At 71.3% G+C, this 26,903-nt stretch carries 21 protein-coding genes and 1 pseudogene; 18 read left to right on the top strand and 4 right to left on the bottom strand.

Features of this window, described 5'->3' with window-relative positions; genetic code table 11:
• Positions 1-27 precede the first annotated feature (27 nt).
• Entirely contained in the window at positions 28-1,197 is a 1,170-nt protein-coding gene (locus ABZ622_RS31045) for a cysteine desulfurase family protein (RefSeq protein ID WP_360548831.1), read from the top strand.
• Positions 1,198-1,388: 191 nt separating this feature from the next.
• On the opposite strand, the gene ABZ622_RS31040 is transcribed toward ABZ622_RS31045, so the two are convergent.
• Positions 1,389-2,090: an N-acetylmuramoyl-L-alanine amidase gene (locus tag ABZ622_RS31040; RefSeq protein WP_360548829.1), complete on the bottom strand. Its 702-nt coding sequence runs from the start codon at positions 2,088-2,090 to the stop codon at positions 1,389-1,391.
• A 61-nt stretch (positions 2,091-2,151) separates the two neighbouring features.
• Between ABZ622_RS31040 and mnmA the strand changes: the two genes are divergently transcribed.
• A complete protein-coding gene (gene mnmA / locus ABZ622_RS31035) occupies positions 2,152-3,288 on the top strand; it encodes a tRNA 2-thiouridine(34) synthase MnmA (protein WP_360548827.1) in 1,137 nt (378 codons plus the stop codon).
• 399 nt (positions 3,289-3,687) lie between these two features.
• On the opposite strand, the gene ABZ622_RS31030 is transcribed toward mnmA, so the two are convergent.
• Together ABZ622_RS31030 and ABZ622_RS31025 are read right to left on the bottom strand one after the other, a co-directional pair.
• Positions 3,688-4,488 (bottom strand): alpha/beta hydrolase, encoded by an 801-nt coding sequence (locus ABZ622_RS31030; RefSeq protein ID WP_360548825.1) that lies wholly within the window; start codon positions 4,486-4,488, stop codon positions 3,688-3,690.
• 96 nt (positions 4,489-4,584) lie between these two features.
• A complete protein-coding gene (locus tag ABZ622_RS31025; RefSeq protein WP_360548823.1) occupies positions 4,585-4,920 on the bottom strand; it encodes a DUF427 domain-containing protein in 336 nt (111 codons plus the stop codon).
• 106 nt (positions 4,921-5,026) lie between these two features.
• Between ABZ622_RS31025 and ABZ622_RS31020 the strand changes: the two genes are divergently transcribed.
• The 16 genes and pseudogenes from ABZ622_RS31020 to ABZ622_RS30945 all read left to right on the top strand — a co-directional run bounded on the left by ABZ622_RS31020 (position 5,027) and on the right by ABZ622_RS30945 (position 24,194).
• A complete protein-coding gene (locus ABZ622_RS31020; protein ID WP_360548821.1) occupies positions 5,027-5,566 on the top strand; it encodes a TIGR00730 family Rossman fold protein in 540 nt (179 codons plus the stop codon).
• Positions 5,567-5,594: 28 nt separating this feature from the next.
• Positions 5,595-6,284: an SDR family oxidoreductase gene (locus ABZ622_RS31015; protein ID WP_360548819.1), complete on the top strand. Its 690-nt coding sequence runs from the start codon at positions 5,595-5,597 to the stop codon at positions 6,282-6,284.
• A gap of 37 nt (positions 6,285-6,321) precedes the next feature.
• Positions 6,322-7,347 carry a methionine synthase gene (locus ABZ622_RS31010; protein WP_360548817.1) on the top strand — a complete coding sequence of 342 codons (1,026 nt, stop codon included), beginning with the start codon at positions 6,322-6,324 and terminating at the stop codon, positions 7,345-7,347.
• A 30-nt stretch (positions 7,348-7,377) separates the two neighbouring features.
• Complete coding sequence (gene ligA, locus ABZ622_RS31005; protein WP_360548815.1) at positions 7,378-9,570, top strand: NAD-dependent DNA ligase LigA; 2,193 nt, start codon at positions 7,378-7,380, stop codon at positions 9,568-9,570.
• Between the two features lie 364 nt (positions 9,571-9,934).
• Entirely contained in the window at positions 9,935-12,094 is a 2,160-nt protein-coding gene (locus ABZ622_RS31000) for a bifunctional diguanylate cyclase/phosphodiesterase (RefSeq protein WP_360548813.1), read from the top strand.
• Between the two features lie 727 nt (positions 12,095-12,821).
• Entirely contained in the window at positions 12,822-12,998 is a 177-nt protein-coding gene (locus ABZ622_RS30995) for a hypothetical protein (RefSeq protein WP_360548811.1), read from the top strand.
• A 147-nt stretch (positions 12,999-13,145) separates the two neighbouring features.
• On the top strand, positions 13,146-13,514 hold the full coding sequence (locus ABZ622_RS30990; RefSeq protein WP_360548809.1) for a DUF4267 domain-containing protein: 369 nt from the start codon (positions 13,146-13,148) through the stop codon (positions 13,512-13,514).
• 54 nt (positions 13,515-13,568) lie between these two features.
• Positions 13,569-13,745 (top strand): annotated as a pseudogene (locus ABZ622_RS30985) (cupin); the annotation flags it as partial.
• A gap of 65 nt (positions 13,746-13,810) precedes the next feature.
• Positions 13,811-14,107, top strand: coding sequence for an Asp-tRNA(Asn)/Glu-tRNA(Gln) amidotransferase subunit GatC (gatC, locus tag ABZ622_RS30980; protein ID WP_015036350.1), 297 nt, complete (start codon positions 13,811-13,813; stop codon positions 14,105-14,107).
• A gap of 5 nt (positions 14,108-14,112) precedes the next feature.
• On the top strand, positions 14,113-15,615 hold the full coding sequence (gene gatA / locus ABZ622_RS30975; RefSeq protein ID WP_360548807.1) for an Asp-tRNA(Asn)/Glu-tRNA(Gln) amidotransferase subunit GatA: 1,503 nt from the start codon (positions 14,113-14,115) through the stop codon (positions 15,613-15,615).
• Entirely contained in the window at positions 15,612-15,851 is a 240-nt protein-coding gene (locus ABZ622_RS30970) for a hypothetical protein (protein ID WP_124716236.1), read from the top strand. The genes gatA and ABZ622_RS30970 overlap by 4 nt, the downstream gene beginning before the upstream one ends.
• Before the next feature lie 15 nt (positions 15,852-15,866).
• Positions 15,867-17,375 carry an Asp-tRNA(Asn)/Glu-tRNA(Gln) amidotransferase subunit GatB gene (gene gatB, locus ABZ622_RS30965; protein ID WP_360548805.1) on the top strand — a complete coding sequence of 503 codons (1,509 nt, stop codon included), beginning with the start codon at positions 15,867-15,869 and terminating at the stop codon, positions 17,373-17,375.
• A gap of 176 nt (positions 17,376-17,551) precedes the next feature.
• Complete coding sequence (locus tag ABZ622_RS30960; RefSeq protein ID WP_360548803.1) at positions 17,552-19,678, top strand: phosphocholine-specific phospholipase C; 2,127 nt, start codon at positions 17,552-17,554, stop codon at positions 19,676-19,678.
• A gap of 79 nt (positions 19,679-19,757) precedes the next feature.
• The gene (locus ABZ622_RS30955; protein ID WP_360548801.1) at positions 19,758-21,236 is read left to right on the top strand and encodes a hypothetical protein; all 1,479 of its coding nucleotides are present in this window, start codon (positions 19,758-19,760) and stop codon (positions 21,234-21,236) included.
• A gap of 184 nt (positions 21,237-21,420) precedes the next feature.
• Positions 21,421-23,640, top strand: coding sequence for an MMPL family transporter (locus ABZ622_RS30950; protein ID WP_360548799.1), 2,220 nt, complete (start codon positions 21,421-21,423; stop codon positions 23,638-23,640).
• Positions 23,640-24,194 (top strand): GNAT family protein, encoded by a 555-nt coding sequence (locus ABZ622_RS30945; RefSeq protein WP_360548896.1) that lies wholly within the window; start codon positions 23,640-23,642, stop codon positions 24,192-24,194. Before ABZ622_RS30950 ends, ABZ622_RS30945 begins: the two co-directional genes overlap by 1 nt.
• A gap of 19 nt (positions 24,195-24,213) precedes the next feature.
• Here the strand turns inward: ABZ622_RS30945 and ABZ622_RS30940 are convergent, their stop codons facing one another.
• Positions 24,214-26,724 (bottom strand): helix-turn-helix domain-containing protein, encoded by a 2,511-nt coding sequence (locus tag ABZ622_RS30940; protein WP_360548797.1) that lies wholly within the window; start codon positions 26,722-26,724, stop codon positions 24,214-24,216.
• Between the last annotated feature and the right edge of the window lie 179 nt (positions 26,725-26,903).

Here is a 26,903-nt window from a genome sequence, read left to right as displayed (position 1 = left end):
CCGCGGGCTCGTAGAATCGAGCCCACCATGGCTTACCTCGACCACGCCGCGACCACGCCGATGCTTCCGGAAGCGATCGAGGCGATGACCGCCCAGCTCGCCGTCACCGGTAACGCGTCCTCACTGCACGCCGCCGGGCGCCGGGCCCGCCGTACCGTCGAGGAGTCGAGAGAGACCCTCGCCGACGCCCTCGGCGCACGCCCCAGCGAGGTGGTCTTCACCTCCGGCGGCACCGAGGCCGACAACCTCGCCGTGAAGGGCCTGTACTGGTCCCGCCGCGACGCCGACCCCCGCCGCACGCGCGTCCTGGCCAGCCCGGTCGAGCACCACGCGGTGCTGGACGCCGTCGACTGGCTCGCCGAACACGAGGGCGCGAACGTCGAATACCTCCCCGTCGACCGCCACGGGCGCGTCCACCCGGACGTACTGCGCGAGGCGGTCCTCCGTGACCCCGACGACGTCGCGCTGGTCACCGTGATGTGGGCCAACAACGAGATCGGCACCATCATGCCGGTACGTGAACTGGCCGCCGTGGCCCGTGAGTTCGACGTACCGATGCATGCGGACGCGGTGCAGGCGTTCGGGCAGCTGGAGGTCGACTTCGCCCGGTCCGGGCTGGCCGCGATGACGGTCAGCGGGCACAAGATCGGCGGTCCCTTCGGCATCGGCGCGCTGCTGCTCGGCCGCGAACACACCCCCGTACCCGTGCTCCACGGCGGTGGCCAGGAGCGGCACGTCCGCTCGGGCACCCTCGATGTGCCGGCCGTCGCCGCCTTCGCCCTGGCCGGGCGGCTGGCCGCCGACGGGCGCGAGGAGTTCGCCCGCGAGATCGGCGGGCTCCGCGACGAACTGGCCGCGGCCGTGCTGGCGGCCGTGCCCGACGCCGTCCTCGGCGGGGACCCGGCCCCGGGTGGCCGGCTCCCCGCCAACGCCCACTTCACCTTCCCCGGCTGCGAGGGCGACTCCCTGCTCCTGCTGCTGGACGCCCAGGGCATCGAATGCTCCACCGGCTCCGCGTGCACCGCCGGGATCGCCCAGCCCAGCCACGTACTGCTGGCCACCGGCACCGATCCGGACCTGGCCCGCGGCACCCTGCGCTTCTCGCTCGGCCACACGTCCACCAAGCAGGACATCGACGAGGTGGCCCGCGCGATCGGTCCGGCGGTGGAGCGGGCACGCACGGCAGGACTCACCTGAGCTCAGGTCCGTACCCCGGGCCCGCACGTCTGCCTCCGGCCCCCGCGGCCTCCCGGGCCCGTACGTCGGCCTCCCGGGCCCGTACGCCGGCATCCTGCACGCATGCCTGCCTCCCGGGCACGTACGCCTGCCCCCCCGGCCCCATGGCCGTCCCGGGCCCGTTCGGTGACGCGACCGGACGGGCCCCGCGGTCACCGCTTGTGCCCGGCGGTCATCTCCTTGTCCGCCGCCCGGACCAGCTTCAGATACCGGTCCCAGTCCCAGTGCTTGCCCGGATCGGTGTGGTCCGTGCCCGGCACCTCCACATGCCCGATGATGTGCTCCCGGTCCACCGGCATCCCGTACCGCCCGCAGATCGCCGCCGTGAGCCGCGCCGAGGCCCCGTACATCGCGGCCGTGAAGTCCTGCGGCCGGTCCACGAAGCCCTCGTGCTCTATCCCCACGCTGCGCTCGTTGTACGACCTGTTCCCCGCGTGGAACGCCACGTCCAGCTCACGGATCATCTGCGTCACATGACCGTCCTTGCGCACCACGTAGTGCGCCGCCGCCCCGTGTCCCGGGTCCTGGAAGACCTTCACCGCGCTCTGGTAGCTGCCCTGGGTGACATGGATGACGACCCGGTCGATCGTATAGTCGTCGGGGCGGTCGGCCCGCCGCCAGTTCGCCGAGGAGGCCGCTATCCACTGGGCCCGCGCGAAATCCACCTCACCGGGCTTCCGGGGCTTCTCCACCCCGGGCAGCCGCCACCAGGCGTGCTCCAACTGCTCCCGCGCCAGCGCCGCGGTGCCCACGGCCGTGACCGCGGCGCCGATCAGCAGCCCGCGCCGACTGATGCCGCGCCCGGGCTTCGCGCCCCCGGAGCTCTTGGCGCCCGGTGTCCCCTTGGTCCCCATGTGATCCACAACGCTTATCCGCGAGCGTTCGGTTCCCGGAGCCCCGTACCCTGGTGGAGCTATGACTGAGACTTCCCAGCGCCCCCTCCGTGTGCTCGCCGCCATGTCGGGCGGTGTCGACTCCGCCGTCGCGGCGGCCCGCGCCGCCGAGGCGGGCCACGACGTGACCGGTGTGCACCTCGCCCTCTCCGCGAACCCGCAGTCCTTCCGTACCGGGGCGCGCGGCTGTTGCACGATCGAGGACTCCCGCGACGCCCGCCGGGCCGCGGACGTGATCGGCATCCCGTTCTACGTCTGGGACCTGGCGGAACGCTTCCGCGAGGACGTCGTGGACGACTTCATCGCGGAGTACGAGGCGGGGCGCACCCCCAACCCGTGCCTGCGCTGCAACGAGAAGATCAAGTTCGCCGCGCTCCTCGACAAGGCCCTCGCGCTCGGTTTCGACGCGGTCTGCACCGGCCACTACGCCACCGTCGTCCTCAACGAGGACGGCAGCCGCGAGCTGCACCGCGCCTCCGACATGGCCAAGGACCAGTCGTACGTCCTAGGCGTCCTGGACGAGAAGCAGCTCGCCCATGCCATGTTCCCGCTCGGCGACACCCTCACCACCAAGGACGAGATCCGCGCCGAGGCCGAGCGCCGTGGCCTCGCCGTCGCCAAGAAGCCCGACAGCCACGACATCTGCTTCATCGCCGACGGCGACACCCAGGGCTTCCTGGCGAGCCGCCTCGGCACCGCCGAGGGCGACATCGTCGACGAGTCGGGCACGAAGGTCGGCACCCACGAGGGCGCCTTCGGCTTCACCATCGGCCAGCGCAAGGGCCTGCGCATCGGCCACCCCGCCCCCGACGGCAAGCCGCGCTACGTCCTGGACATCTCCCCGGTGAACAACACGGTGACGGTCGGCCCGGCCGAGTCCCTCGACGTCACCGCCCTCACCGCCATCAAGCCCCGCTGGTGCGGCACCGCCCCCTCCGCCCCCGGCACCTACACCGCCCAGCTCCGCGCCCACGGCGGCGAGACCGAGGTCACGGCGGAACTCGTCGACGGCACCCTGAACGTCACCTTCACCGATCCGGTACGGGGCGTGGCCCCCGGCCAGGCGGTCGTCCTGTACGACGGCACCCGCGTGGTCGGCTCGGCGACGATCGCGACGACGGCGCGACGCGAGACGGCGGCGGCGACAACGTCCGGCTGACCCGGGCGACCTCCGGAGCCACGCCGGTCCCTTGTGCGCCGTCCGAGCTGACCACCGGCTACGTACGGCACACCGAGGCGCCGGCCGCCGTGCGGCTCCAGTGACGGCACCCGGTACTCCGGACCGGTGTCTGGGAGATGAGCCCGGACCTGCCCGAGGTCTGACCGCGCCGCCCGTTGCTTCCCCCCACGCCGAAGCCCGGCAGGAACATGGTCATCCTCGGACTCGTCGCGGACCGATGGGGCGAGTGCGCCACAAGGGAAGGGGGCTCGGACCGGGCGGCAGGACCGCCTTGGTCGGGTTCGCGCTCGGCGCCTGAGCCACGGATGCCTTTGCGGCGCCCCGTGCGGCCACGTCCGACCCCTGTACGGGCGTGACCGCGCGGGACGGGACGTGGGCTCAGGACGCCTGACGCAGCGGGACGGTTCTTGCGAAGAATTCGGCCAGCACCGGGGCCACCGCCTGCGGGGCCAGGTCGCGGGTCTGGCCCGTCAGGGTGCGGTGGCGGGCGCGGGGGAGGGTCTCCGCGAGGGCTCGGGTGGCCTGGCGGGCCGGGGTGGGACTGGAGCCGCCGCCGATCACCAGGGTGCGGGCCGTGACGGAGGCGAAGCGGGCGGCCGGGATCGCGCCGTTGCCGAGGATCGCGTCGTCGTACGCGAGGGTGTGGGCCATCGCCAGCAGGTCGCTCCACAGCGGGGCGCGGCGCATCCGGGCGATCATGTCGGCCGGCACGCCCGTCACGGACAGGAACAGCTCGACGGCCCCCGCGCGGTCCCCGGTGGACAGCAGCCGGTGCAGCCGGGAGGTGCAGCACGCCTTGTACTGGAGGCCCGACGGGCCCGGCGTGTACGGCGGTTCGTACACCGCCAGCAGGTCGACGGGGAGCCCGGCGGCCTGTGCCTCCAGGGCCAGCGCACCGCCGGCGCCCATGCCGAAGACGGAGGCCCGGCCGCCCACCGCGGTGACGAGTGCGGCCAGGTCCTCGATCTCGCGCTCCACCGCGTACGGCATGCTGTCGCCGCTGGAGCCGCGGCCGCGCCTGTCGTACGTGACGACATGGAAGTGCGGCGCGAGCAGACGCGCCAGCGGCGCCTCGGTGGCCGCCATGCCCAGCGAGCCGCCGACCAGGATCACCGGCGGGCCTTCACCGCGCCGCCGGTACGCGATCATGGTGCCGTCGCGGGAGAGAATCTTGTCCATGCGAGGGTGGACCGCCGGGCCCGGAGAAACTCATCGCTTCTGCCGAAGTTTTTTTGAAGTTCTTCGAAACCCCAGGTCAGACAGGCTTCTTGATGATCAGTCGGAGACCGTCTCGGTGTTGTAGAAGCAGAAGTGATCCTTGATCGCGCTGACTTCGGGCTTCGGCTCCGGGTAGGCCCAGACGAGATCCGCGGCGTCCGGGAGCGACCAGTAAGAGGCATCTCCCTTGAACGGGCAGTGGGTTCGGGTGTCCGAGGTCGTGAGGAGTTCGGTACGGACGTCCTCGGGCGGCAGGTAGTAGCGGACCGGACAGCCCGTCTCGCGCAGGACGAGCGGGCGCCGGCTCTCTGCGAGCACCTGCCCGTCGCGGACCACACGTACATGCTCGGTGCCGGGCTCGACCGTGATGCAGTGTCCTGGTGACGTAGTCATACAGAGGTCAGCCGTTTCGCGGACCGGATTCTTCCCCGACTCCCTAGGGCAGCCGGTTTTCCACCGGTTGCGGGGACCTGTCGGTGGTGGCCCTTACGGTTGGTCCATGAAGATCTGCGTATTTCTCTCCGCCGCCGACCTCGACGAGCGCTACACCCGGCCCGCCCGCGAATTCGCCGAGCTGCTCGGCAAGGGCGGACACACCCTGGTCTGGGGAGGCTCGGAGAGCGGCCTGATGAAGGTCGTCGCCGACGGGGTCCAGGAGTCGGGCGGGCGGCTGGTGGGGGTGTCCGTCGACTTCCTGGCGGCAAAGGCACGGGCCGACGCGGACGAGATGGTGATCGCGCGCGATCTGGCCGAGCGCAAGGCACTGCTCCTGGAGAAGGCCGACTCGGTCGTGATCATGGTGGGCGGCACCGGGACGCTCGACGAGGCGACCGAGATCCTGGAGCTGAAGAAGCACGGCAAGCACGACAAGCCGGTCGTCCTGCTCAACACGGCGGGCTTCTACGACGGGCTGCGCCAGCAGTTCCAGCGCATGGAGGACGAGGGCTTCCTGCCCGTTCCGCTGACCGACCTGGTGTTCTTCGCCAAGGACGGCGTGGGCGCGCTGGCCTACCTGGAGGAGTGGTCCGGCCTGCGGTGACGGGACGGCGGGGTGCGATCATGAGGGCATGCCCACTCATGTCATCACCGGTGCCGGTTCCGGCATCGGAGCCGCCGTCACCCGCCGTCTGCTGGAGCGCGGTGACGAGACCGTGCTGCTGGCCCGCGACGCGGGCCGTGCCAAGGAACTGGCCGGGCTCCACCCCGGCGCCCGTACGCTCGTCGGCGATCTCTCCAACCCGGACCGGTTGTCGTGGGCGCTCGCCCAGCAGGCGATGCCGGACCGGATCGACTCGCTGCTGCACATCGCGGGAGTGGTCGAGCTCGGCCGGGTCGGTGACCTCACGCCCAAGGCCTGGCACGTCCAGCTCAACGCCAACCTGGTCGCGCCCGCCGAGCTGACCCGGCTCTTCCTGCCGCTGCTGCGCGTCGCCCAGGGGCATGTGCTCTTCGTGAACTCGGGCGCCGGCCTCGCCGCACACGCCGAGTGGAGCGCGTACGCCGCGAGCAAGCACGGTCTGAAGGCCCTCGCCGACTCGCTTCGTCAGGAGGAGCACGCGAACGGCGTCCGCGTGACCTCCGTCTACCCCGGGCGCACCGCCAGCCCCATGCAGGCCAAGGTGCACCGGCAGGAGGGCAAGGAGTACGACCCCTCCCGCTGGATCGACCCGGAGTCGGTGGCCACCACGATCCTGATGGCCGTCGACCTGCCGCGAGACGCCGAGGTCAACGACCTGACGGTGCGCCCCGGCCGCTGACACCCAGGGGTTACGGAGCAGCCCTTAGGCTTCCCGTGTGAGCGACAAGAGCGAGTTCAGCGGTTGCCCGGCCACCGGGATCGGGTCCATGCCCGGGGGAGACGCGCGGGAGGCGGCGAAGACCGTCACCGGCTCCTTCGCGGGCGGCGAGGGCCTGCCATATCTGGCGGAGCTGCCCGCCCGGGGGCCCGGCGCGGACATGATCGGGCGGACCATCGGGCTGCTCGTCGACCTGTACGGACACGTCGAGCCCAGCGGCTGGCGGATCAGCGACCGGCCCGGCCGCGACACCCGCCGGGCCAGGTCCTGGCTCGGCGAGGACCTCGACGCCCTGGAGGAGTTCACCCAGGGGTACGAGGGGCCGCTCAAGGTCCAGGCCGTCGGCCCCTGGACGCTGGCCGCCGCACTGGAGCGGCGGGGCGGCGAGGCCGCGCTCGGCGACCCGGGCGCCTGCCGCGACCTGGCGGGCTCACTCGCGGAGGGGCTGCGCGCCCACCTCGCGGAGGTGCGGCGCCGGGTGCCCGGTGCCGAAGTGATCCTCCAGCTCGACGAGCCGTCCCTGACCGCCGTACTGCGCGGGCGGGTCACGACGGCCAGCGGCTACCGCACCTACCGGGCCGTGGACCGCCAGGTCGTCGAGGGCACCCTGCGCGATGTCCTGGCGGCGGCCGGGGACGGGACGACACTCGTTCACACCTGCGCGCCCGAGGTGCCGTTCGCGCTGCTGCGCCGGGCCGGGGCCGGCGGCATCTCGTTCGATTTCTCGCTGCTCACCGAGCGTGAGGAGGAGGCGATCGGGGAAGCCGTCGAGGGCGGCACCCAGCTCCTCCTCGGAGTGGTGCCGGGTACCGACCCGGCCTCGGGCGGATTGTCGGACCCGGGCGGTAGCGTCATGGGTGTCAGGACGTTGTGGCGCAGGCTGGGGCTGAATCCGGGGACTCTGACGGAGTCCGTGGTGATCACCCCGTCGTGCGGGCTCGCGGGTGCCTCGCCCGCGTACGCGCGCGCCGCGCTCGCCCACTGCGTCCGGGCCGCGAGATCGCTCGCAGACAACCCTGAGTAACGGGGCAACGGGTAACGGGAGGACGAGACGATGGCCGGCGAACAGCAGACGACGGTGCCCGCACAGGCCCAGGAGCAGCACGCGCTGCTCGCCGAGCAGATCGAGGAGCACCGCTTCCGGTACTACGTGAGCGACCAGCCGGTCGTCAGCGACGCCGAGTTCGACCGGCTGATGCGCGAGCTGGAGGCGCTGGAGGACACGTATCCGCAGCTGCGTACCCCGGATTCGCCGACCCAGAAGGTCGCGGGCCCGTACCGGACGGAATTCACCTCCGTCGAGCACCGCGAGCGGATGCTCTCGCTGGACAACGCCTTCGACGATCTGGAGCTGGCCGCCTGGGGCGAGCGGATCGCCCGGGACGTCGGCACCACCGACTACCACTTCCTGTGCGAGCCGAAGGTCGACGGACTGGCGGTCAACCTCACCTATGAGCACGGGCGGCTGACCCGGGCCGCCACCCGCGGCGACGGCCGCACCGGCGAGGACATCACCCCCAACATCCGTACGATCGCCGAGATCCCGCACCGGCTGAAGGGCGACCGGATCCCGGCGCTGGTCGAGATCCGCGGCGAGGTCTTCTTCCCGATGGAAGCCTTCGAGGAGCTCAACGCCCGGCTCGTCGAGGCCGACGACAAGCCGTTCGCCAACCCGCGCAACGCGGCGGCCGGTTCACTGCGCCAGAAGGACCCGAAGGTCACCGCCACCCGCCCGCTGCACATGGTGGTGCACGGCATCGGCGCCCGCGAGGGCTTCGACATCGACTGCCTCTCGCACGCCTACGAGCTGCTGCACGAATGGGGCCTGCCCACCGCCAAGTACAACAAGGTGGTGGATTCCCTCGACGGAGTACGGGAGTTCATCAGGTACTTCGGTGAGAACCGGCACTCCGTGGAGCACGAGATCGACGGCGTCGTCGTCAAGCTCGACGAGATCCCGCTCCAGGGCCGGCTCGGCTCCACCTCCCGCGCCCCGCGCTGGGCGATCGCCTGGAAGTACGCCCCGGAGGAGGTCAACACCAAGCTGGTCAACATCAGGGTCGGCGTCGGCCGGACCGGCCGGGTCACGCCGTACGCGCAGGTCGAGCCGGTCGAAGTGGCGGGCTCCGAGGTGGAGTTCGCCACCCTGCACAACCAGAACGTGGTGAAGGCGAAGGGTGTCCTCATCGGGGACACGGTGGTGCTCCGCAAGGCGGGCGACGTGATCCCGGAGATCCTCGGCCCGGTCGTCGACCTCCGTGACGGCACCGAGCGGGCGTTCGTCATGCCCACCGAGTGCCCGGAGTGCGGTACGGAGCTGCGGCCCATGAAGGAGGCCGACATCGACGTCCGCTGTCCCAACGCACGCTCCTGCCCCGCCCAGTTGCGGGAGCGGCTCGCCTATCTCGCGGGCCGCAAGTGTCTGGACATCGACCACTTCGGCTATGTCGCCGCCGCCGCCCTCACCAAGCCGCTGGAGCCCGCCGAGCCGCCGCTGCGCGACGAGGGCGATCTGTTCGGGCTGACCGTCGAGGAGCTGCTGCCGATCCGGGCCTACGTCCTGGACCAGGACAGCGGGCTGCCCAAGCGCGACCCGAAGACCGGCGAGGAGAAGACCGCCTGGGTCTTCGCCAACCAGCAGGGCGAGCCGAGGAAGAACGCCGTCGCCATGCTCGACGCCATCGCCGCGGCCAAGGAAGCCCCGCTGGCGCGGATCCTCACCGGGCTCTCCATCCGCCATGTCGGCCCGGTCGCCGCCGCGGAGCTGGCCCGTCAGTTCCGTTCCATCGACCGGATCGACGAGGCCACCGAGCAGGAGCTGTCCGACGCCGACGGGGTCGGCCCCATCATCGCCGCGTCGGTGAAGCAGTGGTTCGCCGAGGACTGGCACCGGGAGATCCTGCGCAAGTGGCGCGAGGCCGGGGTCCGGATGGAGAACGAGGGTGCGGGGGAGGACGAGGGGCCGCGTCCGCTCGAAGGACTCACCGTCGTCGTCACCGGCACGCTGGCCGGCCACACCAGGGATGGCGCGAAAGAGGCGCTCCAGAGCCGCGGCGCGAAGGTGACAGGTTCCGTTTCGAAGAAGACCTCCTTCGTGGTCGTCGGTGACAACCCCGGTTCGAAGTACGAAAAGGCCATGCAGCTGAAGGTGTCGGTGCTGGACGAGGACGGCTTCGCCGTACTGCTCGAACAGGGTCCGGATGCGGCCCGCGAGGCGGCGGTTCCGGCCGAGGAACCGGCGCAGTAGGCGGATCCCCGCCCCCGGGCGGGGTATCGGAACAGAACGGCGGCCGTCGGAGCGGAACGGTGGCCGTACGACGGGGAGGTGGGCGAATGATGAGCAAGGAGGTGATAAAGGATGTAGAGGGGCATGCCAGGGCAAGGGTTGCGCCGTTTCGGCCGGTTCACCCGATCGGCGCATAGCAGATGCTGACGGATGGTCGGTCCGCATTCGGGCAAGAGCGTCAGAGCGCTGCCCGTAGAAGCCTTCCGCGGCCTACTGTTGAGACGTGCACCTGCCGTGCCCGGCCGCGGGGTGGGAAACCGGGTCGTGGCGGCGTGGAACGGAACCATCGGGTGACATCGGCACCGCCGGCTGTGAGAGGGACGGAATGAAACCGACCGAGAGCGCCGCACCGGTGTCGCGGCTGCAAGGTTTCGTCGGCCTCACGCCAAAAGTGGGCGCTGTTGCCGTGGCGATCGCCGTTGTCCAGATCGCGACCGGTTTCTACCGGACCGTGAGCGAGGGGCACGCGCTCTTTCCCGACGGCAGGGCCGGCTGGTCCCTCGCCGTCCTGACCGGAATCATCGTCGGCCATCTCGTCGCGCTCGGCCGCGACCGCTGGTGGGGAGGGACCGGTTCCGGCGCCTCCCTCACCCTGGCGGTGCTGTTGCTCTACGGCTGGGTGCCCGCCGGTCTGGTCTCCCTGGTCGTCGTCGTCCTCGTCGGTGTCGCCCGCAGACACCGCTGGTGGCAGGGGCTGCTGCACGGCGCGGTGGACATCCTGGGGATCGGCGCGGCGGCCCTGGTGCTCGCCGCCTTCGGCGAGGTGCAGACCGTCGAGTCACCCTGGCAGCCACTCGACTGGGGCATCGACTCCGTCCCCGAGGTCCTCCTCGCCGCCTCCACCTACCTCGTGGTCACCAGGGTCCTGCTGTGGTACGCGAGGACGCCCCAGGGCGGCGGACTGCCGACCATCGCCCGTACCGCCCTGCTGCGCCAGGGCCTCGTCGCCCTGGCCCTCGTCGCCATCGCGCCGCTGATCTGCGTCGTCGCGATGGCCACCCCCCTGCTCCTGCCGCTCTTCGCCGTCCCGCTGATCGCCCTCGACTCCGCCCTCTGGATCGCCAGGGCCCGCGCCGAGGAGCAGCTGCGCGACCCGCTGACCGGGCTGCCCAACCGGCAGTGGCTGCTGGAGCGCACCTGGACGGCCCTGGAGGACGCCGAGTCCGTCGGCGCCAGATCCGCTCTCGTCCTGATCGACCTCGACCGTTTCCGTGCGGTCAACGACACTCTCGGCCATCTGGCGGGGGACCGGCTGCTGTTGCAGATAGCGGAACGCCTCAGACTCGCCCTGCCCCGGGGCGCGGAGGCCGCGCGGCTGGGCGGCGACGAGTTCGCGGTGCTGCTGCCGACCGCGGACTCCACCACCAGCGCCCAGCGGGTCGCCCGCCACCTGGTCGCCGAGCTGTCCTCCCCGCTGGACCTCGACGGACTGACCCTGGTGCTGGAGGCCAGCGCCGGAGTCGCCGTCTACCCGGACCACGCGCTGGACGCCGAGGGGCTGCTCAGGCGCGCGGACGTGGCGATGTACCAGGCCAAGCGGGACCGCACGGGCGTCGAGGTCTACGAGTCCAAGCGGGACAGCAACACCCCGGACCGGCTCGGGCTGCTGGGCGATCTGCGCCGCGCCCTGGACGCCGGCGAGGTCGAGCTCCACTACCAGCCGAAGGTCCGATTCGACGGCCAGGTGGCCGGCCTCGAAGCCCTGGTGCGCTGGGTGCATCCGGAACGCGGCAGGGTTCCTCCGGACGAGTTCATCGCCATCGCCGAGTCGTCCGGCCTCATGCCGCACCTCACGGAGTACGTCCTGGAGACGGCGCTGGCCCAGGTCGCCCGGTGGCGGGCGCAGGGGCTGTTCGTCCCGGTCGCGGTCAACGTCTCCCCGCGCGACGTCCACACCCCCGGGTTCGCGGGCGGCGTCGCGGCCAGGCTCGCCCGGCACGGCGTCCCGGCCGGGGCCCTGCAGCTGGAGATAACGGAACACGTGCTGCTGGAGGACCCGCAGCGCGCCGCCGACACGCTCGCCGGGCTGACCGGGCACGGCGTGAAGATGTCCCTCGACGACTTCGGCACCGGGTACTCCTCGCTCGTCCATCTGCGCCGGCTGCCGGTCAGCGAGCTGAAGATCGACCGCTCGTTCGTGGCCCGGCTGGCCGTGGACAACGAGGACGCGGAGATCGTCCGCTGCACGATCGACCTGGCCCACTCGCTGGGTCTGCTGGTCGTCGCGGAAGGCGTCGAGGACGACGAGACCTGGGAGCGGCTGCGGGATCTGCGCTGCGACGCGGTGCAGGGCTGGCTGGTTGCCGCGGCGATGCCGCCGCAGGAGACCACGGCCTGGCTGCGGGCACGCGGCGAGCACGGCTGGCGGCGCCCGGCCGAGCTCGCGGCAGCAGCGGCCGCCGCCGCGGCGGCAGCCGGCACACAGCCGGAACTGGAACAGCGCCAGCCCGGACGACCGGTCAACTCCAGGCCCGCGACGACCTGAGGGCGCGGGGGCCTGAGCCCGCGGAGGCCTGAGGCTGCGGCGGTCCGGGCCTGCGGCGGTCCGGGCCTGTGGTGGTCCGGGCCTGTGGTGGTCCGGGCCTGTGGTGGTCCGGGCCTGTGGTGGTCCGGGCCTGTGGTGGTCCGGGCCTGTGGTGGTTCAGGCCCGCGACGACCTGAGGGCGCGGGGGCCTGAGCCTGCGGGGGTTGAGGCTGTGGTGGTCCGGGCCCGTGGCGCTCCGGGCCTGTGGTGGTCTGGGCCTGTGGCGGTTCGGGCCCGCGGTGGTCCAGGCCCGCGACGGCCCGAGCTGCGGCGGTCTGAGGCCGTGCCCGTCCGTACGACCGGTCGACTCCCGGCCCCGAAGACCCGAGGGCCCGGAGGCGCGGGGTCCTGAGCCTCCGGCGACCTGCCCCCGCCCCGGATTTCGCCCGGCCACGGGGAACAGCCCCCGGCCAACAGGGGTCGACCCGCCCCCGCCCTCCGCCCGGCGCGGGCGCTTCAGTGGGCGGGTGCGAAGTGGCCGATCAGTAGTGCCAGACGGTGGTCGTGAGCCTCCGGGGGAGGCGGCCGCTGCGTCCCGCGCGTCCGTCGCCGAGGTGCGGGCCGTCCGTAGCCCTTCGGCCGGCCCGCCGCAGCCCTCCACCGCGACCGCCGCCATGACGGCGTCCCTGCCCTTGAAGGGGCTGAGAGGACCGGCCGGCTGTACTCGACTTCCGAGGCGAGCCGGCGCGTGGTCACCGCGCTCCAGCCCGCCGACTCCGCCTGCTTCCACGCGGCCGTCACGATCAGCTGCCCCCGCTCCGCCCGCCCCCGCTCCGCCCGCCCCCGCTCCGCCCGCCCCCGCTCCGCCCGCCCCCGCTCCGCCCGCCCCCGCTCCGCCCGCCCCGCTCCCGGCGCGTCCGAATAGCCATGCCAGAAATGCTAGCAACGCTAGCAAGTCTGCCGATGCTTCTGCTACCTTCGCTCTTGTTGCTAGCAGCGCTAGCGGCGCGGCCGGTGAAGCCGCCCCATGAACTCGTCCGGTGTGAAGCCGGCAGAAGCCAGGAGTCCTGCCATGACCGTCGCCGCGTACACGCTCGCCGTGGTGCTCGACCTGTTCGTCGTGTTCATCGGAGCCCGCTTCCTGCTCCAGCCCCTGCCCTCCGCCGCCGGATACGGAGTCCCCGCCACGGAGGACGGGGACCGCGCGTACCTCACGGTCAAGGGGCTCAGGGACCTCACCCTGGGCCTGCTCGGCCTGGCGCTTCTCGCGTTCGTCGGCGCGCGGGCCGAGGCCTGGTACATGCTGCTCGTGGCGCTGGCGCCGCTCGGCGACACGCTCATAGTGCTCCGCCACGGCGGGACGAAGGCGGTCGCGTACGGCATCCACTTCGCGACCGCAGCCGTGGTGCTCGTCAGCGCCGGACTGCTGTTCGCCGTCTGAGACCCGAGGAGCCGCAGTGTCGCTGATCGTTCCCGAGTTCCTGGCGGGGGAGAGGTCGTCACGGCCGGCGTGGAACGCTTCGAGTACTTCCGCCACCTGCAACGCATCGCGCTGGGCGGGCTGAGCCCCGAGTCGCTCCTGGAGGTGCAGGAGCGCTACGACAACCACTTCCCGAACAGTGCGGTGTGGGAGAAAAGGCACTGCGGAGCCCCTCCGGGGGAAACCGTTTAGGGGCCATGCCTCCGGGCCCCATAAGATTGGGCCAAAACCACACACCAACCCCTGAGGATCGCTGCATGCCTGGCATCACGCGCGAGGAGGTCGCCCACCTCGCCCGGCTGGCGCGTCTGGAGCTGAAGGGCGAAGAGCTCGATCACTTCGCCGGTCAGCTCGACGACATCATCGGCGCGGTCGCCCGCGTCTCCGAGGTCGCCGACCAAGACGTACCGCCGACCTCCCACCCGCTGCCGCTGACCAACGTCATGCGCGCGGACGAGGTCCGTCCGTCGCTCACCCCCGAGCAGGCGCTCTCCGGCGCCCCGGCCCAGGAGCAGCAGCGTTTCAAGGTGCCGCAGATCCTGGGGGAGGACTAACAGCCATGACGGACCACAGCACCATCATCAAGCTCACCGCTGCCGAGATCGCCGCGAGGATCGCCTCCGGCGAGCTCACGGCCGTCGAGGTCACCGAGGCACACCTGGCCAGGATCGACGCGGTCGACGAGAAGGTCCACGCCTTCCTGCACATCGACCGTGAGGGCGCGCTCGCGCAGGCCCGCGCCGTCGACGCCAAGAAGGCGGCCGGCGAGAAGCTCGGCCCGCTGGCCGGCGTCCCGCTCGCGCTGAAGGACATCTTCACCACGAAGGACATGCCGACCACCGTCGGCTCCAAGATCCTCGAAGGCTGGATCCCGCCGTACGACGCGACCCTCACCGGGAAGCTGAAGGCCGCCGACGTCGTCATCCTCGGCAAGACCAACATGGACGAGTTCGCCATGGGGTCCTCCACCGAGAACAGCGCCTACGGCCCGACCGGCAACCCGTGGGACCTCACCCGCATCCCGGGCGGCTCCGGCGGCGGCTCGTCCGCCGCGCTCGCCTCGTACGAGGCCCCGCTCGCCATCGGCACGGACACTGGCGGCTCCATCCGCCAGCCCGCCGCCGTCACCGGCACGGTCGGCGTCAAGCCCACCTACGGCGGCGTCTCCCGCTACGGCATGGTGGCCTTCTCCAGCTCCCTGGACCAGGGCGGGCCCTGCGCCCGTACCGTCCTGGACGCGGCCCTGCTGCACGAGGTCATCGGCGGGCACGACCCGATGGACTCCACGTCCATCGACGCCCCGGTCCCGCCGGTCGTCGAGGCCGCCCGCAACGGCAGCGTCGAGGGCATGCGCGTCGGTGTCGTCAAGCAGTTCGCCGGTGAGGGCTACCAGGCCGGTGTCGTCCAGCGCTTCAACGAGTCGGTCGAGCTGCTCAAGTCGCTCGGCGCCACGATCGTCGAGCTGGACTGCCCGTCCTTCGACCTGGCCCTGTCGGCGTACTACCTGATCGCGCCGTCCGAGTGCTCCTCCAACCTGGCCCGCTTCGACGCCATGCGTTACGGGCTGCGCGTCGGCGACGACGGCACGCGCTCCGCCGAGGACGTCACCGCGCTCACCCGCGAGGCCGGCTTCGGCGACGAGGTCAAGCGCCGCGTCATCCTCGGTACGTACGCCCTCAGCTCCGGCTACTACGACGCGTACTACGGCTCGGCCCAGAAGGTCCGCACCCTCATCACCCAGGACTTCGAGAGGGCCTTCGAGCAGGTGGACGTCATCGTCTCCCCGACGACGCCCACCACCGCCTTCCCGATCGGCGAGCGCGCCGACGACCCGATGGCGATGTACCTCGCGGACCTGTGCACCATCCCGACCAACCTCGCGGGCAACTCCGCCATGTCGCTGCCCTGCGGCCTGGCGCCCGAGGACGGCCTGCCGGTCGGGCTGCAGATCATCGCCCCCGCCATGAAGGACGACCGTCTCTACAAGGTCGGAGCCGCCGTCGAGGCCGCCTTCGTGGAAAAGTGGGGACACCCGCTGCTGGAGGAGGCTCCGTCGTTGTGAGCGCACTGACCAAGGCCAAGGGCTTCAAGAAGTCCAAGACCGGCACGTACCTGTCCATCGGCACCACCGCCTTCGGGGCCGTCAGCGTGCTCAAGCAGGCCAAGAAGGCACGCTACGAGCACGACACGCTCCGACTGATCGACGCCGTCGTCTCCGCCGCCGCCATCGCCACGGGTGTCGCCCTGCTGCTGCGCGAACTCAAGCGCCTCGGCGACGACGACGTACTGCTGGGCTGAGAGGGAAGTTTCACCGTGACTGTCATCGACCTGGTGTCGTACGAGGACGCGCTCGCGTCCTACGACCCCGTCATGGGCCTGGAGGTCCATGTCGAGCTCGGCACCAAGACCAAGATGTTCTGCGGCTGCTCCACCGAGCTCAAGCAGGACGCCAACTCCCAGACCTGCCCGGTCTGCCTCGGCCTGCCCGGCGCCCTGCCGGTCGTCAACGAGATCGGCGTCGAGTCCGCCATCAAGATCGGCCTCGCGCTGAACTGCGAGATCGCCGAGTGGTGCCGCTTCGCCCGGAAGAACTACTTCTATCCGGACATGCCGAAGAACTTCCAGACCTCCCAGTACGACGAGCCGATCGCCTACAACGGCTATCTGGACGTCCAGCTGGAGGACGGGGAGATCTTCCGGGTGCAGATCGAGCGCGCCCACATGGAGGAGGACACCGGCAAGTCGACCCACGTCGGCGGAGCCACCGGCCGTATCCACGGCGCGTCCCACTCCCTGCTGGACTACAACCGGGCCGGCATCCCGCTCATCGAGATCGTCACCAAGCCGATCGAGGGCGCGGGCGCCCGCGCCCCCGAGGTCGCCAAGGCGTACGTCGCCGAGCTCCGCGAGCTCATCAAGGCGCTCGGCGTCTCGGAGGCCCGCATGGAGATGGGCCAGATGCGCTGCGACGTCAACCTGTCGCTGCGCCCCAACGGCACCGAGACCTTCGGTACCCGCTCCGAGACGAAGAACGTGAACTCGCTGCGTTCCGTCGAGCGGGCCGCCCGGTTCGAGATCCAGCGCCACGCGGCCGTGCTGTCCTCCGGCGGCACCATCGTGCAGGAGACCCGGCACTTCCACGAGGAGGACGGCTCCACCACGGCCGGCCGCATCAAGGACAACGCCGAGGACTACCGCTACTTCCCCGAGCCGGACCTGGTGCCGGTCGCCCCGGCCCGCGAATGGGTCGAGGAGCTGGGCAAGGGCCTCCCCGAGCTGCCCCGGCTGCGCCGGGCGCGGCTCAAGGAGGAGTGGGGTGTCTCCGAGCACGACATGCAGTCCATCCTCAACGCGGGCGCGGTCGACCTGATCGTCGCCACGACCGACGCGGGCGCCCCCTCGGACCAGGCCCGCAAGTGGTGGATGGGCGAGCTGGCCCGTAACGCCAACGAGACCGGCCGCGGTCTCGACGAGCTGCCGATCACCCCGGTGCAGGTCGCCAGGGTGGCCGAGCTCGTCACCTCGGGCGACCTCAACGACAAGCTGGCCCGCCAGGTCATCGAGGGCGTCCTCGCGGGCGAGGGCGACCCGGACACCGTCGTCGAGAAGCGCGGCCTGAAGGTCGTCTCCGACGAGGGCGCGCTGTCCACCGCGGTCGACGAGGCCATCGCGGCCAACGCGGCCATCGCGGACAAGATCCGCGGCGGCAAGGTCGCGGCGGCGGGCGCGCTCGTCGGCGCGGTCATGAAGGCCACCCGCGGCCAGGCGGACGCGGCCCGGGTGCGTGAGCTGATCCTGGAGAAGCTCGGCGTCGAGGGCTGACCCTCCGGCGCAGGCACGTCCCCCGAGGGGCGGCACACCCGTGAGCCGGGTGTGCCGCCCCTTGGACTTTCCCGCACGACCTGTTGGACGTTCACCACCGAGCCGTACGGAATCCTTCCGCGCGCCACCTGGCTTGATTAGTTTCCCGGCTGTACGACAGGACTCGGGAGGCTCACTTGACCACGGACATTTCACGTCGACGGCTCTTCGCGCTGGGCGGCGGTGCGCTCGGCGCCGCGGCGGCGGGGTCGCTGCTGCCGCCTTCGCTGCAGGCCGCGATCGCCGCGCAGCCGGCACACTCGGCGGGGTCCGGCGGCCGGGACGGGCTCGGAGCCATCAAGCACGTGGTGATCCTGATGCAGGAGAATCGTTCCTTCGACCATTACTTCGGGACGCTCCGGGGCGTACGCGGCTTCGGTGACCGCAACGCCGTCGAACTGCCCTCGGGCAAGCCGGTCTTCGAGCAGCCCGCCGCGCTCGGCTCCTCCGTGCTGCCGTTCCCGGTGCGCGACGCCGCCGAGATGCAGAAGAAGGACCTCCAGTACATCGGCGCGCTCGACCACTCCTGGAGCGGTGGCGGCAAGGCGTGGGCCGGCGGGTGGATGAACGGCTGGGTGACCGCGAAAACGGCCGCCACCATGGCGTACTACGACCGCCGCGACATCCCGCTGCACTACGAACTGGCCGACACCTTCACGGTCTGCGACGCCTACCACTCCTCCATCCACTCCTCGACCAGCCCCAACCGCAACCACCTGTGGAGCGGGAAGACGGGCAACGAACCGAACGGCAAGCGGGCCGTCGGCAACGACGCGTACAACGAGGGCACCCACCCCGGCTACGACTGGGGCACGTACGCGGAGCGGCTGGAGAAGGCCGGGCGCAGCTGGCGCACGTACACCGAGTGGGAGAACTTCACCGACAACCAGATCGAGTTCTTCGCCACCTTCAAGGCGGTGGCCCGCAAGGCGCTGGCGAAGACCGGCGGCCACACGTTCATGGAGTCGTTCTACGCCGCGGTGCGGGACGCCGACGCCACGGAGCGGGAGCGGCTGTTCGGCCTGCTGGAGGAGGGTGTCGCCACCCTCGACAAGACCGAACGCAGCCTGTTCGAGCGGGCGTTGCGCCGGGTGGAGACCGGGACGCTGGCCGACGAGTTCGCCAAGGACGTCGCGGCCGGCACCCTGCCGGAGGTCTCCTACCTGGTGCCGTCCGCCGTCGACTCCGAGCACCCGAGCGTCTCCTCGCCGATCCACAGCGCGACGATCGTCTACAAGGTCCTGGACGCGCTGGGCAAGCACCCCGACGTGTGGCGGCACACCGCGGTTTTCATCAACTACGACGAGAACGACGGCTTCTTCGACCACGTGCCGCCGCCGGTCGCCCCGTCCGAGGTGACCGAGGAGCAGTGGGAGGGCAAGCCCACCGGGCTCGGCATGCGGGTGCCGATGCTCGTGGTGTCGCCGTGGACCATCGGCGGCTACGTCTGCTCCGAGGTCTTCGACCACACCTCCGTGGTCCGCTTCCTGGAGCGCTGGACCGGGGTGGAGGAACCGAACATCAGCGACTGGCGGCGCACCGTCACCGGCGACCTGACCTCCGCCTTCGACTTCTCGCGCACCCGCCGCCGGCCCGAGGTGGAACAGCCGGGCGCCATCCCGCCGTTCAGCGGCCGCTGGTCGCCGAAGCCGCCGGCCGTACAGCACATGCCCGTGCAGGAGCCCGGCGCCCGCCCGGCCCGCGCGCTGCCCTACCAGCCGGACGCGCAGGCGAAGGTGGTGAACGGCGCGGTGCGGGTGGCCCTCAGCAACACCGGGCGCTCGTCGGCGCACTTCGCGCTGTACCCGTACGCGGGTGAGTTCCCCGTACCGCAGCACCGGGACGTGAAGCGCACCGCGCAGTGGACGGTGCCCGTCACCGGCGAGGCCTACCGGTTCACGGTGACGGGGCCGAACGGCTTCCGCCGCGAGTTCGCCGGGCCCGCGAAGGGCGGCGCCTCGGCCGGGGCCGAGGTCGCCTCGCAGGTCGACGCCCATGAGCGCGACCTGCACCTCACGCTCCGCAACACCGGCCGGACCACGCTCACCTTCACGGTGCGGCCGCTCGGCTACGTCGACGAGGCGGACCTGCGGGACTGGACCCGGACCGTCAAGGTCAAGCCGGGACGCACCCGCACGGTGGTCCACTCGGCGGCCGACGCGCACGGCTGGTACGACCTGGACGTCACCGTCGACGGGGACGACGCGTTCCGGCGCCGGCTGATGGGGCACATCGAGAACGGCCGGGCGAGCGTCTCGGGCTGACGGACCGTCCGGCAGGCTCTCCGCACGGGGGTGCGGCGCCCACCGGAACCACCGCGGCACGGCCCGCGTGTCCTTGATCATGAACGAACTGATCGAGAAATGGGACGGAGTCACGGCGGGCACCGCCCCCGAGGAGGCGGACCCCGTCGTCCTGGAGTGCGCCCGCCTGCTCGCCGCCGAACCGGACGGCGAGCAGGCGGTCCTGCTGACCTTCGGGCTGGTGAACATGGCGCGGTACGTCCTCGGGCGACGGGGCGCCGACGTCGAGCGGGCCGTGGTGGACGCGCTCGGCGCCGCCGCCGAGGCCATGGACGAGCAGTGTCTTCAGGCCGGTGGGTGCGGGCACCCGGCCCATCCGTACACCGACAGCCTGGAGGAGTGGGACACGGACGCGGACGGGCTGCTCGACGCGCCCGACGCCCAGGTTCCGCTCGACGAGTGGGACGGCGCCGAGGCCTGCCCCCGTAATGCCGCCGGGTGGGCGCGGACGGCCGCCGATGTGATCCTGCCGGGCAGCACGGACGGCATCCCCGAGATCGTCCCCGAAAGCCACCAGAGATACATCCGCAGTCTGGGCAGTGTGCTCAACGACTATCCGAACGGTGATCCGTTCTGGGACCTGGACATCCACGCCGGACCGCCCCGCAGTCTCTCCCGGGCCGCTCTCGCCGGCTATGTCGTCGTCGCCCATGCGAACTGCTGGTACGCGGGGTCGGGCCGGATCAGACAGCGGTCGCTGCTCGACGACATGATCGAGGGCCTGGAGTTCGTACTGCCGCTGCTGCCGGACGAGTCCTGCGCGCACGGGGACGGCGAGCACCCGGCACTGCGCTCCGGCAGCGACGAGCAGGCCTCCGAGGGCATCCACCTGCAGAGCCCCGGCGGCCGGTCCGTCCTGCGCGAGGAACACGCGGACGGATACGGCGCCTCGCTGGAGGCATGGACCTGCACCACCTTCCTGCGCGCCCTCGCCGTCGAGGCCCGCGAGCATCTGCGCGAAGCGGTCGACAGACTCTTCGGCACCCGCGAGACGGCACATCTGGACCAGGTGTACCTGCGCGCCGACGGCCGGCTCGACATCGGGCCGCTGAGCGAGCGGCATGTCCCGTTCAAGGACGAGACGGCCTCCGAGGAGGCGGCGCTCTGGGCGGCCCGGCGGTACGAGCGGCTGGGCCCGGACGGACCCGCGCCCGACCGGACCGTCCTGCTGCTCCTGATGGGCACGGCGGCCGATTCCCTGGAGCTGTCGTACGGAATCGCCCGCGAGATCCTCGGCATCCTCCGCACCGCTGCCGCCACCCTGCCCGGCGGCACATGCGCCCACGCGGACGGCCATGCGCCCGCCCGTGAGCGCACGTCCGACCGGTTGGCACACATCGCGCACCTCTACGACCCCGACGCCTGCCCCGCCCCTGGCCCGGACTCCGGCCAGGGCTTCAGCAGCGAGGTGCTGACCTGCCCCGTCCATCTGGCGGAGGCCGTGACGAAGGGCATCGCGGAGATCGAGGAGCAGTTCGAGGACGAGCTGGAGGCGGAGGAGGAACGACTGGCCGAGTGAGGCGGCCGGAGGCCATTGCGCCACGGGGCCACGGCCATTCCTGCGGCCATTGTGAGTAAGGCCACGAAAGAGACAAAGGATCACTTTCGGCTGCCAGAGTGACGGTTCTCAGGTCATGCGTTCTTTGCAGGTAATTCATGTTTTTTACCGTCAAAGAACCACGAACCAGCAGGGAGCACGTCCGTTGGCTGCCATCGCCCGCTGGTGCATCAGGCACCGTCTCATCGCCGTCCTCCTCTGGCTGTTCGCCCTCGGCGGCGCGGCCACCGCGGCGGGCTTCGCGGGTTCCGCGTACTCCAACGACTACGAGGTCCCCGGTACGGAGTCCGGCCGGGCCACCGAACTGCTCAGGGCCGGCTTCACGGATCTCGGCGGGGACACCGACACCATCGTCTGGCACACCACCGACTCCACCGTGCGGGCCGCCGACGTCCGGCAGACGATGACCCGGACCCTGCACGCGGTCGAGGAACTGCCCGGGGTCGGCGCGGTCACCGGCCCGTACGGGGCCTCCGGCACCGCACAGATCAGCGCCGACGGACACACTGCCTACGCCACGATCACCTTCGACCGGCAGGTCGAGGAAATCCCGGCGCAGCAGGCCGAAGCCGTCGTCGACACCGCGAAGGCGGCCGCCGCCGACCACCTCCAGGTGGAGCTGGGCGGCCCGGCGGTGGCGCTCACCGAGGCACCCACCGCCCACCTCAGCGAGGCCATCGGGGTCGTCGTCGCGGCGGTCGTCCTCTTCCTCGCCTTCGGCTCGCTCGCCGCCAGCATGCTGCCCATCGCCACCGCACTGGTCTCCGTCGGCACCGCGTACGCGGGCACCGTGCTGCTCGGCCATGTGATGACCGTCGCCGACTTCGCCCCCATGCTGGGCATGCTGATCGGGCTCGGCGTCGGCATCGACTACGCGCTGTTCATCGTCACCAGACACCGCAGAGGGCTGCGCAGGGGCCTGTCGGTCACCGAGGCCGCTCGGACCGCCGTCGCGACGACCGGCCGCGCCGTGGTCTTCGCCGGGGCCACCGTCTGCATCGCGCTGCTCGGCATGCTGATCCTGCGGCTCGGGTTCCTCAACGGCGTGGCGATCGCCGCCTCGCTCACCGTCGTACTGACCGTGGCCGCCTCCGTCACCCTGCTACCCGCCCTGCTGTCCTTCATCGGGATGCGGGCCCTGAGCCGGCGCGAGCGCAGGCAACTCGCCGAGCACGGCCCGCAGCCCGAATCGCCCACGGGCTTCGCCGCCCGCTGGTCCGCCTTCGTCGAACGCCACCCCAAGCTGCTCGGGGCATGCGCCGCCGTCGTGATGCTGGTCCTCGCACTGCCCACGTTCTCCCTGCACCTGGGCAGCTCCGACCAGGGCAACAACCCCTCCTCGTCGACCACCCGGCAGGCGTACGACCTGCTGGCCGACGGATTCGGCCCCGGCGTCAACGGGCCGCTGACGATCGCCGCGCAGCTGGACGGCGCGGACGACCGGCTCGCGATGGACGGCCTGCCCGCCACGCTGCGGTCCACCGAGGGCGTGGCCTCGGTCGGCCCGGTCACGTACAACAGCAGCGGTGACACGGCCTTCGTCACCGTCGTACCGAAGTCGTCACCGCAGTCCCAGGAGACCAGTGAGCTCGTCGACCGGCTGCGCACCGACGTCCTGCCGGAGGCCGAGGAGAACAACTCGCTCCAGGCCCATGTCGGGGGAGTGACCGCCAGTTACGACGACTTCGCCCGGATCATCATCGGCAAACTCCCGCTCTTCGTCGGCGTGGTCATAGGGCTCGGCTGTCTGCTCCTGCTGCTGGCCTTCCGGTCGATCGGCATTCCGCTGAAGGCCGCGGTGATGAACGTGGCCGCCGTCGCCTCCTCGTTCGGGGTCGTCGTCGCGATCTTCCAGTGGGGGTGGGGGAGCGAGCTGCTGGGGCTGGGCAGTCCGGGGCCCATCGAACCGTTCCTGCCGGTGATCATGGTGTCGGTGCTCTTCGGACTGTCCATGGACTACCAGGTGTTCCTGGTGGGGCGGATGTACGAGGAGTGGCTGGAGACCGGGGACAACCGGCGGGCCGTCCGGGTGGGCCTCGCCGAGACCGGCCGGGTGATCAACTCCGCGGCCGTGATCATGATTTCGGTCTTCCTGGCGTTCGTCCTCAGCGGGGACCGGGTCATCGCGATGTTCGGCATCGCGCTCGCCGCGGCCGTCCTGCTGGACGCCTTCGTCCTGCGTACGCTGCTGGTCCCCGCGCTGATGCATCTGCTGGGCGGGGCGAACTGGTGGCTGCCGCGCCGGCTGGACCGGCTGCTGCCCCGGATCAGCATCGAGCCGCCCGAGCAGAGCCTGCCGCATGCGAAGATCTCGCAGGTGGCACAGGTCGAGCAGTTGCCGGAAGCGGTCCGAGAAGGAGCATGATGTTCGCGATATCCCTGGGTGACGACGGAGCGGAACTGCGTCCGCTGGAGATCTGGCAGGCGCAGGAGTTCCTCGACCACATGGACCGGGCCCGCGCGTTCATCGACCCGTGGATCCCCTTCGCCTCCTTCGCCACCGACCTGGACTCGGCGCGGGAGCTGCTGCGGCGGTACGCGGAGAAGCAGGCGGCGGACACCGGGCGGATCTACGGAATCTGGCTGGAAGGAACGCTCGTCGGCGGCGTCCTGTTCCGGATCTTCGACGCGGAGTCGGGGAACTGCGAGATCGGCTGCTGGCTGGAGCCGGCGGGTGGGGGGCGCGGGCTGGTCACCCGGGCGGCCCGGAAGCTGATCGACTGGGCGGTGTACGAGCGCGGCATGCACCGCGTGGAGTGGGACGCCTCCGCCGCGAACACCGCCAGCATCGCCGTGGCGAAGCGGCTCGGCATGACGCGCGACGGGGTGCTGCGCGAGAACTACCTGTACCGCGGCGAGCGGCACGACTCGGAGATCTGGTCGGTACTGGCCAGGGAGTGGCGGGCACGGAAGGACTGAGCGCCGGCCGTGCCGGCGCTTATGCCCCGGGACCGAACCGAGCCGGTGCGTACTTGCTCTGGTGCTCGCGGTACGAGCGGGCGAGGTGGTGCTGGAGCCGGATGTGGCGGAACTGGTACACCGCACCGGTCTGGCGCAGCACGCCCCGGCGGTAGGCATCGTCCAGGAAGGCCACCGTGTCCCAGGGCAGCCTGCCGGTCAGGGGCAGCCAGACGCGCGACAGGACCAGCCACCGCCCCCAGGCGGTGAACGAGAGCGCGTACGAGCACGAGCCCCCGAGCCCGCCGACCATGCCGATGGCCAGCCCGTCCGGCAGCCGCCAGATCAGGGTTCCGAGCAGCCCCTGGAGCAGATCGGTGATCAGGAATCCGCCGAGCGTGATCGCGAGGGTGAGCATCGGCACCAGGACGAGGACCTGCCGGGCCACCGTCGCGCGGTTCGAGGCCAGCAGGCCGACCGGGGTGGCCGCCGATGTGACGTCCAGCGGCGCCTCGAACGCGGCCATGAGCCCGAAGACGAGCCCGGCACCCGCACCGAAGATCAGCCCGAGGACCAGCATGTTGATCAGCGTGCCCTTGATCACCAGTTCGTTCGCGAGCGGAACCCCGTAGTACAGCCAGCGCTGGAGGGCGAGCGCGGACGCGCACCCGACGCCCATCACGAATCCGCCCGGCAGAACGGCGCCGAACCGGGTGGCGAACGTGCGGACCGGTCTGTGACCGATGCCGGTGCCCGCGCCGGGCAGCCGTAGCCGCAGCCGCACATGGGCCGGTTCGAAGGCCGCGGTGCCGAACCGGGCCAGGATCGCGTGGACGCACCCGAAGGCGAGGCCCGCGGCCGCCCCCAGCGAACCGCCCAGCAGGAGGGCCTCACCGATGGGGAACGGCAGGTTGATCAGATTGACGAACCACTGGGCGAGGGCGACGCAGAGCGCCGACGCCACCACCACCGACAGCAGACGCGTGGACAGCCGCAGCGAATCGCCGATCCGCCACCAGGCGAGATCCTGCTGGTCGCGGTCGAGCCGGGCCAGATGGTGGGCGAGGTAGCCGAGCCAGTGCTCGGCGTGCTCCGGGTCCCGGTGCCGCTCCGGGCGGCCCACGGCGCTCCGCTCGGCGACGCGGCGGCGGTAGACCGTCGGTACGAAGCCGGCCAGCAGGTGTTCCTCCAGGGAGTTCTCGTCGGGGAACCGCTCGGTGTCCAGCAGCTCGGCCGGATCCCCGCCGGGTGTCCCGCTGTACATCGTCCGCGCCAGGATGATCATGAGCGGGGTGCTCAGAACCCTGGCCAGAGGGGCGTCCGCGCCGCCCTCCCCGGCGGACAGCCGCGCCAGGACGGGGCTCCACACCGCCTCGCTCCCGCCGTCGCCACGGGGGACCGGGCGGGCCGTCCGGGGCAGGTAGTCGTCGAGGTCGTCGAGAGTGAGATCGGTGAGCTCCAGACCGGCGGCCCACACCAGCGGGGTGCGCGTTTCCTCGACCGCCTCGGCGAACTCGCCGCGTCGGCTGGTCAGGACGAGCGGGAGCGAGGTGGCGTTGAGTGTCTCCAGCGCGGTGCTCCGCAGACCTTCCGCGATCTCGTCGAAGCCGTCCAGGACCGGCAGTACGAGATCGGCGTCGACCAGCGCGGCGGCCAGCGTCGACCCGTCGCGGGCCCTGCGGGTGAGGTGGGGATGGTCGCGGACCAGGAGGTCGATCAGCCAGTCCCGTAACGCGATGGCCGTGGGATCCCAGGACCCGAGGCTGAAGATCACCGGCACCCGGTCGTGCGGCTCCCGGGCCTCCAACTGGTCCAGGACGAACCTGATCGTCAGGATCGACTTACCGGATCCGGCCCGGCCGAGCACCACCAGCCGCCCGGACAGGATCCGCCGGTAGACCTCGGCCACGCTGCCCAGATCGCCGCTCAGGTCCATTTCCTGCGAGGCCGCGCCGGGCGGCAGCCGCTGGATGTTCTCCGAATGGTCGGTCAGGGATTCGGGGGCGTCCTGCCAGCGCACGGGAAGCGGAAAGGGGTCGTGGACCCGGCGGTGTTCCTCCTCGCGCTGCCAGCGCCGCCGGATCTCCTTCGCCAGTTCCGTGGCGGCGTCCGCGAGTTCACTGTGGATCGGGTGCGGGGTGCGGGGCCCGTTCGCCTCCGGGCGGGAATTCTGCGCGGGAATTGATGGAGGGGCGGGGACGGGACCGGAATCCGGCTCGGTGGCGGGTTCGGGACCGGGTGCAGGTACGGGATCGGGAATGGGCCCGTCAACTGATTCGGGGATGAATTCGGGGATGGCCCCGGGAACGGAAACGGCGAATTCCGTCGTCGATCCCGTGAGTGTGGCCGCGAGCCGCTGACGGTCCTCGGGCCCGGCCTTCAGCGCGTCCGCCAGCAGGTTCACCGTACCCAGCCGGTGATCGCTGGATCTGCCCGTCTCCAGTCTGCGGATCGTGCGCACGCTCACCCCGGAACGTGCCTCCAGCTGCTCCTGCGTCAGCCCCGACCGCTTGCGCAGTCGACGCAACAACGTGCCGAGCTGATCCGCCACTTCGCCATCCCCTCCAGCACCGAGCGCGGCCGGCGACGAGCCTATCGTGACGACCGGTCATATATGGCCGGTCGGCTGTCCTGTCCGTCGGGCAGTGCGAACGCCACGATCAAGTGGTGCCCGGCCGGAGCGCCGACACGGGGCGGCGCACCGCACAGGGCACCGGAGAAGCGGCCGGT

The organism is Streptomyces sp. NPDC007164 (assembly GCF_040634135.1).
GTDB lineage: Bacteria > Actinomycetota > Actinomycetes > Streptomycetales > Streptomycetaceae > Streptomyces > Streptomyces sanglieri.
The sequence above is the reverse complement of the archived record's forward strand: the minus strand, read 5'-3'. Positions and strand labels throughout refer to the sequence as shown.